This is a genomic window from Candidatus Cloacimonadota bacterium (assembly GCA_020532085.1).
Classification (GTDB): domain Bacteria; phylum Cloacimonadota; class Cloacimonadia; order Cloacimonadales; family Cloacimonadaceae; genus Syntrophosphaera.
In genome coordinates this window covers 45,866-53,800 of sequence record JAJBAV010000018.1, presented here as the reverse complement: position 1 = coordinate 53,800, position 7,935 = coordinate 45,866, and the positions used below count along the sequence as shown (strand labels likewise).

The window sequence follows — 7,935 nt, the reverse complement described above, 5'->3', positions numbered from 1 at the left end:
TTGAGTCATGATCGTCTCCTTGTCTGTTAGTTTTGTCAAAACCATCAAAACAAAGAGCGGGATCTGGCTCAACCTTTTTCTTCATCTGCCGTTACCTATTTTACACCAACCTTTGAGACGCTACCTAACCAGGCAGGATTGGTCAAAAAATGATGATCAATACCAGAGGAAGTACTATTCTAGGGAGTTGATCAAATATTCCAGGCTCTATGACGTAAGTGAAGAAGCATATGACCAGGCTTCGACGTATTCTCTCACGTATTTCCTGCGTACTTTATTCCGTAAAAAGAAGTTCATTGAAGGTCAGCTAGATATTCTGAGGCATGCCCTCAGACTTGATTCTGTGATTGGCCTGCTGCCAACCGGCGGGGGAAAATCGCTCATCTACCAACTGAGTGCTCTCATGCAGCCGGGCTTCGCCCTGGTTATCGAGCCCATCAAGTCCCTGATGAAGGACCAATATGACGAAATGCTGATGCTGGGGATAGATTCCGTCTACATCAATTCTGATAAGAGCAAGGCTGATAAAGCGACCGCAGAGTTCAAAATGCTATCGGGGCAAAGCTTGTTTACCTTGATCTCACCCGAAAGAATGCAGATCCAGGAGTTTCGCAACGCATTGATGGACATGGCCGCTGAAGATAACTATTTTAACTATTTCGTGGTTGACGAAGCCCATTGTGTTTCTGAATGGGGCCACGACTTTCGGCCCAGCTATCTGAGCCTGGCAGCTAATGCCAATAGGTTTTGCAAACCCTTTGATGCCGGAGATATCACGGTCATCGGGCTTACTGCAACCGCCTCTTTTGATGTTCTGACCGACGTCCAAGCTGAGTTGGAAATCAAATCCCAAAAACCAATCCAAGTAGAAAAAGCACTTTCCCTCAAACGGGATGAGATAGTCTATAAATTCATCAGGTTTTCAGCCAAAAAAAACACAGAAGACGGTAAAAAAATTGAGTCGATTAAATTGGCCAAGAGACAAGAACTCCTCAGTCTGTTAAATGATCGCTTGATTGAGGATATAAATAGTGTCAACAGAACCTTGGGTCAGGAAAGCAAGAACTTCCTGATTAATGGCAATACCGGTATAAAACTTAACGATGAGACAGGAATCATAGTGTTCTGCCCCCATGCCACTGGTGTACTGGGAGTTAGCACAAAGGTTGGTCAGAAAACTGATAATCCAGTTACCGGAACTTATGAGTTTCTGGCGAGGGAGCTTCAAATCGAAAGGAACATCAAACCAGGCTATTATAGGGGAGGTTTGGAATCAGACTTCAAAGATAGCAGCATGGAGGACTATCAACGTTTATACAAGGAGAACAGGATCAACCTGATGGTCGCGACCAAAGCTTTCGGTATGGGTTTCAATAAGCCCAACATCCGTTTCAGCGTGCATTTGAACTTTCCTGGTTCGATAGAAGGTTTCTCGCAGGAGACTGGGCGCATAGGCCGAGACAGGAAGCTCGCGCTGGCATACCTGATGTATTCAGATCTGGATATGGAAGTACCAAGGTATCTACACGATAATAACTACCTTGAGGTTCAACGGGAGCTTGAACTTACTAAGAAGATACTAAATTACAAAGATAAAACCGAGAATAAGTCAATCAACGACTGTTTACGGGACAAGGGTCGTAAACGGGATTTTGTGATCGAAGTAGATTCGGACGATAGTTCATATACAGAATACATTGGGGTTGGTAAAAGAAAAAACAAGACTGTCTTTGGTAAGATCATCTACAGGCTTGCTTTGGTTGGTGTAATTGATGATTATACGATAGAATATCGCAAATCAACAGTTTACCGGCTGACCATAACCCCAAAGGAAAGGGAATCATTGACAACAACCATGAAAAACTATCTGATGAGGTACTTTACTGAGAAAAAAGCGCAGATAATGGTAGATGAGTTCTTCAAAAACAAGGATAAGCCAAACTACAGCGATCTGATAAGATATTACATTGAGTTTGAGCATAACTATATAAAAAAGAAGAGAGAACAAGCCATCTCGGACATGGATTTTGCTTGCCGCTATGGACTGGATAATCAGGATTCGGATCCTCTTTCGGAAAATTTTCGTGAATACATCGATGTGTATTTCAGTTCCAAATACTTCCGGGATAATTACTTCACCCCGGACGGAAGAGAGGCTTCCCTTACCAATGCCACAGAACGGGGCAAAGTGCAAAGTGAAGATATTATAACCCTGTTTATCGACATCGTAAAGAATGATGCCGGTGGCCTAATCCCTAATTGCAAGGAACTTCGTGGTGCGTGTATAAGGCTTCTGAACGACAATCCAAACAATTACAGCCTTCATATTCTAAATGCGTTCACCAATATCATCATCTCCAAGAAAAAGACATTGGAGTTCAATCAAGGCACGAAAGAGCTGCTAAAGGGTGTATCCCTGTATTTGGAAAGCAGAAGTGAACTGCTTGGTTTCAAAGAATTCAAGGCACTTCTGGGGACATTTTGGCATAGTGTTAGTGAAGAAATGCCGGATTTTGAAAACCACCTTCATCAGACAACCGGATATGATTTCAATAATCTTGAAACGCTGGCCTATTTGGCCAGTGCAACCCAGTCCATCTCGAAAACAGTTAAAGGAGATTAACATGGAAAACAAGGATGTACAAGAATTTGCAGGCAGTCTATCCACTCTTATTAACAAAATCAAAAACAACATCGAAGAACTTGAGGGTACATCCGGATCTCTTCGGGCCCAATTGGATGGACAGCAGGACAAAATAAACCAACTTGCTGCCCTTAATGACCAAATCACAAATTCGGTAAATGAATACCGAGTATTTATTTCCCATAACCTTGATGATCTAACCAACCAATATGAGGATTTTACCAAGGAGCAATCTGAGAACACCGCTGAATTGGCAGAAAAGATAGAAACCTTTAAAGATATCTTAGCCTCCTTTAAGGTGACCATGACCAGCCTTGGGGTTGATCTGAACGAGATTGCGGAAGACACTTCAAAGAAGATCGATACGTTTGTAACTCAATTGAATGAAAGTTACGAAACCTGGAATACCAACTCAAGTACATTGATAACCGGATTTGAAAGCAGACTTATGGAACTGGATCAAAAGATATCCATCAAGCTCGACTCAGCAGCTAAAACTGTTTCTGAAAAACTTGAGATAACTCTAAGAGGAATAATTGATGCACTCGAAGCTACTAACGCAAGTATAAAACGGGTATTGATGATAAATTATGCTTTGACACTTGCAGCCATAGTGGCTATTGCATTGGCCATTATATTATGAGGATAAAGGTTGGATTCATAATTATTTCTATAATTCTAATGACGCGTATAGCGTGGTAACGATTCGCTGTTTGACTCCGGAACGAAAGATTTACTTGATCAATTCACTTCGGAGATTACTGTTGAAAAGCTACTCGGCTGACACACTATTATCAGCGTACCCGAATCCAAATTTTACTCCAATAATCTATACCACCCCATTTTATTCAAATTCCTGAGTTGACCCAGGATACCTTTCTGGACTTTTCTACCGATTTTGGGCACGTTTTGGCGGGAGATAACCACATAAATGTGCTTCCTTAGGTCTACAACCTCTATCGATGCCAGAGCCTCAAGATAGATATAGACCCACTGTCTGGATTTGCCAATTGCTTCTGCAATATCTCGGATGGACTTGAATCTGCCTTGTTCCAGGATCTCCAGTAGCCTGTGAGCATCTGTTATGCTGAAAGTCCAGCCTTTATAATGCTGATAGCCGATCCTGGCTTGGTAGCGGTTGGCTCGGACGTAGATAGGAGGACTATCTTCTATCTGCTTGATCGCTTGGCTTTGGAGTAGTTCAGGCAGTAGCATTTCTATTGCTTCTCTGCTTACACTGGTCAGTTTGGCTATAAGTTCTGCATTGAATGGGCGGTCATATTGGCTGACGAAGTTGAGGATCAGTTCTTTGTCTGTCATGTTATCCTCAGTCATCCAGATCGGCTTGGGTAACCAGTTCAAGGTTCTTGTATCTGCCTATCTCTTCCACAGAGCGGATGAGCTTCATGGCTTTGCGGACATTACCGCAAGAGTGGAAGTGGACATAGTCGACTATGTCAGAATGGAACTTGATCTCCAAAACCTCACTGCATAGTTCTGCAATGTCCTTCTTGGGTAGGTCTTGGAACTCATAGAAGAAATTGCATCTATCGAAGTAATACTCGTTGATCTGATTGAGTTTATCCTTGGCATTCTGCATTCCGACCAGGATCACTATCGCTGTGGTCACATCCACGATATCCCTGATCGCTCCCAAGAGCTGTGGGTGTCGGAAGGCGTAGTCAATTTCATCAACAACTATGATCGTATCCTTGTGATCCTCCAGAAGGGTTATACACATCATGAAGAGGTCATTGGCTGTTCCGTAGGGGATGTATTCTCCCATGCCAAATCTCTTGTATAAGGCTAAGAGCAGCTTGGATGCGAAAGCCTTGGGAGTGGTAGTTGCCTCCAGCCGGACATATAGATAGCCCTTACTGAAAGCAATCCGACTCGCATAGGTGGTCTTTCCCGGGCCTGGTCTGCCATACAGCAATCCAAGCCCCACCATCTCCAGCTTAGGTCTGGTTAGCAGGTATTCGATGCATTTGTCTGCGGCTATCACGTTCTGCGTTCTGACGAGTGTTCCCTGTTTCATGTTATCCTCCTAATTTATCCCGATGCGTTTGAGGAGTTCCGCTCTGGAGAGGTGTGCGAATGGTGACTGCCCATTCTTGGCCTCATCCTGTGATTGCTTATCATCAGGCAATTCTGCTGGGTTGGAGATCTTTTCCGCTGGATCATGATCTTCAGATTCTATACCTGTGGCATCTTTTGTTGCGGTGGCAGTGGGTGCTTCATCTGATGCTTCTTGTTCAACCTGGGCTCTTTGTTGAGCTTTGTAGTACTCTCTGGCTGTTTGGCTGAAGCCGATCGCAAACTCCAGGGGAGGCTTATCATTACTAGTCTGGTATTCGAGCCCTATACGGTCGAACGATTCTTTGATTTCCTTGAGGATTATCCTATCCCTCTCCTGCTCTGCCAATCTCTCCTTCTCTTCCGCATCAAGCTTCTCCCGTTCTTCCGGACTCAGCATATCCGGATGTTTGGGCTGTCTCATCATCATCTTTCTGGTCATCTCCTCGATGATCTCGTCACTATCCTTAGGTGGTGCTTCCAGCATGGAAGGACTGCTGAAGAGCGCTCTGGCACCCTGATCCTCAAACTTCTCCTGCTTAGATGGGGAGTTGCTCAGTATCTTATCGACAGCCTTCTGCGAGTTGATCACCCACTTCTTGGCACTGCGTTCTTTCTCTCGTCTAAGACCCTTGATCTCTTTGTATTCCTTGTTCAGTTCCTTATGCGAGACTGCCTTGTCCATCGAGACTTCAATGAAGGGATGCTGCGTCTTTCTTAGTGCAGCCTGGCAGATGAAGACATCGTTCTTGTCATAGACCACGATCCACCTGGCATCGCTGTAATCGAACCTGATGATACAGGGCTGTCCCACATGATTAACAAGTTCCCGGTGCCAGTAGACCTTTTTATCCAACCTGATACCCTCCGCGCGGATATTCTTGCGTTCCATCGCCATCATCAGGAAGTTGAGCCTGGAGATCTCTATCTGGCGACTCTCGGCTATCCTGGCAGCACTGAAGACCTCATAGGGTGTGCGTCTGTTGAGTGAGCTATGCGGTGTCTCTCCATAACAGAATCTCACATAGAAGGCGATCATCTGCATTGTCTCTTCAATGGTAGGTGGCTTACCGGTATAGATCTTCTTTGCCCAGACTTCATTGCGATTCAGCACAGATGGCTTGTCGTCAATCGATGCGCCTCTAAAGGTAGTGATGAACCGCTCAAACTGCTCCTGGAAGGTCTTGAAGAAGCGTTCGATGATCTTGGCTTTGGCATTGTAGCTCTCGGCGAATCTTACTCCGATATTGAGTCTGGGAAAGATGCCACCCAGTTCTTTGTTCAGATCATGCTCTTCCCATTTCTCATGAAAGAGTTTGGCTCGGAAGGCTTTGCCGTTATCCAGATAGACATACTTTGGTAGCACTGCCATCGTTCCGCTATTGTTATCTGCGATCTGGGCGCAGTTGATAAAGCCATTACGGAAGGCAGTGAGGATATGCTGGCTATCTTCAGTGAAGGCGAGTGAGGCTCCCACCGGATACCTACTTGCCCAGTCCATCACCATGATCATCGTCATGCGTTGGGCTCTGCCGGTCTGGGGATTGAGGATATCGAAGGAGAGGGTATGTCCATCTGCCACCCAAACTTCACCTACCTTGAGAGTACTATCGTCTCTGCGGATAGACTTGATTATCCGCTCAGAAACATACTTGCTGCCATCCCTGGCCTGATGCCACTCTGCCGGATGCCTGGCAGCCCATTCCTCGCACCAGCGTCTAAGCGTCCGTTCATTGGTTTCGGATTCTATTATTTTGTTTCTGCTCATCTGTTTGAGGTTGGTGATGGCAGAGCCGATTTTGATGCGATTGGGATTGAGCAGCAGGTGCAGCAGATACTGCTGTTCCTGATAGCTGATCTTGCGTTCTTTGTACTTGCCCTTGCTCTTATGGATCAGGGCATACATATCCAGATTGGTCTCATGGTAAACGCGTAACCACTCTCGCAGTGCCCGCTCTTTTCGGGGTCCCTTGAGATTGTAGAGCTCCGGCACCAGTCTCTTGCCGTTATAGTCACTGGTGATCCGTTTCCAAGCTAATACTTTGGACTCAGCTCCATATACTCTGCGAATCACTTCCTGGCAGAACCTGCCGTAGAGTTGAGCTTCATCACTGTATAACAGCCTTTCCTCTTCCACCGGAGCCAGATCGAGAAAGTCACTGCCGAAGTCGATCACTACACCATTTTCCTTGGCTTCGTGGATTAGGGTGAGTTTACGCTCGAACTCCAGATTGTCTTCATAGGTCTCATAGACGGTCTCTGACTCCAGATCGTCTTCTGAACTATCATCTTTGGCCTTGGCATTGTACTGCTGGCGGTAGCCGAGCAGGAAGCTATAATCGACAGACGTATCACCTTCACCACTAACTTTGCCTATTCCAGCCTTTACCTCTGGAGCTACTTTACATCTGCCACCGCTCTTGATCTCCAGCTTTAGTCCCTGGCTTTCCATCAGTTCTTGCAGTTCATTCAGTTTACTGCGATACTCTCTCAGGAACTCCTCAGTCGGTCTGCCGCTATAGGGAAACATCTGAACCTCCTGCTTTCTCGCTAACCTTAGAAGCCAGATCCTTACCGCTCTCGTAATAGACCAGGAAAACGCTGGAGTAGCCATGCTCACCTAAACCGATCTCTTCCTCAAAGTAGAGCTCCGGTTTGCGCAAGCTGTCTCTGAATCTGTCATACTCAGCCTGAATGATCTCCTCTGTTGCCAGAACAAAGGTCTTGATCGTGGCTCCGTTCTTGGTGGGGATCTGATGCTTGAGCGCGGTCAGCTTCCCGGCATCGACCATTCTTCTGATCGTCTTCAGATTTTTGTTCAGCAACATGGCAACCCTGTCGATGGGTAACCAGATCAAATCCACATTAATGTCCATGTCCAAATCCTTCAAATACTGCGACCCGCTTGGACCTTTCAGCCGGGAATCTTGAAAAATGAGCTCAAGCGCTTGGACATTTTGGCCTCTCATCATAGTTATCAATGAGTTAAGCCTCATGCCTACCCCCGCTTGGACAGGGGTACCCGCTTGGACATTGCCCTGATTCACCCGTTTCTGCACTTCCGCTTGGCGTTGTTTCTTGGTAGTCATTCTACACCTCTCTTATGTATTTAGTAGGGTGCTAAGAACTACAAGCGCAGAACCTTGGGAAGTCTTTTCTGCGAGTTTGCCAGCTTTCTTACGCATTCTCCGGCAATACTTTATATTCCACCTGGG

At 45.7% G+C, this 7,935-nt stretch carries 6 protein-coding genes; 2 read left to right on the top strand and 4 right to left on the bottom strand.

The features are described from left to right. The first annotated feature begins 7 nt into the window (after positions 1–7). A complete protein-coding gene (locus LHW45_06305; protein ID MCB5285185.1) occupies positions 8–2,623 on the top strand; it encodes a DEAD/DEAH box helicase in 2,616 nt (871 codons plus the stop codon). 1 nt (position 2,624) lies between these two features. Continuing rightward, a complete protein-coding gene (locus LHW45_06300) occupies positions 2,625–3,287 on the top strand; it encodes a hypothetical protein (GenBank protein ID MCB5285184.1) in 663 nt (220 codons plus the stop codon). A gap of 173 nt (positions 3,288–3,460) precedes the next feature. Here the strand turns inward: LHW45_06300 and LHW45_06295 are convergent, their stop codons facing one another. Genes LHW45_06295 through LHW45_06280 form a run of 4 tightly spaced genes read right to left on the bottom strand, consistent with a single transcriptional unit; the run spans position 3,461 to position 7,809 of the window. Continuing rightward, a complete protein-coding gene (locus tag LHW45_06295; protein ID MCB5285183.1) occupies positions 3,461–3,964 on the bottom strand; it encodes a hypothetical protein in 504 nt (167 codons plus the stop codon). Positions 3,965–3,971: 7 nt separating this feature from the next. Continuing rightward, positions 3,972–4,682, bottom strand: coding sequence for an ATP-binding protein (locus LHW45_06290; GenBank protein ID MCB5285182.1), 711 nt, complete (start codon positions 4,680–4,682; stop codon positions 3,972–3,974). A gap of 9 nt (positions 4,683–4,691) precedes the next feature. Then, complete coding sequence (locus LHW45_06285) at positions 4,692–7,250, bottom strand: Mu transposase C-terminal domain-containing protein (protein MCB5285181.1); 2,559 nt, start codon at positions 7,248–7,250, stop codon at positions 4,692–4,694. Further along, positions 7,237–7,809 carry a hypothetical protein gene (locus LHW45_06280; protein MCB5285180.1) on the bottom strand — a complete coding sequence of 191 codons (573 nt, stop codon included), beginning with the start codon at positions 7,807–7,809 and terminating at the stop codon, positions 7,237–7,239. Before LHW45_06280 ends, LHW45_06285 begins: the two co-directional genes overlap by 14 nt. Positions 7,810–7,935 lie beyond the last annotated feature (126 nt).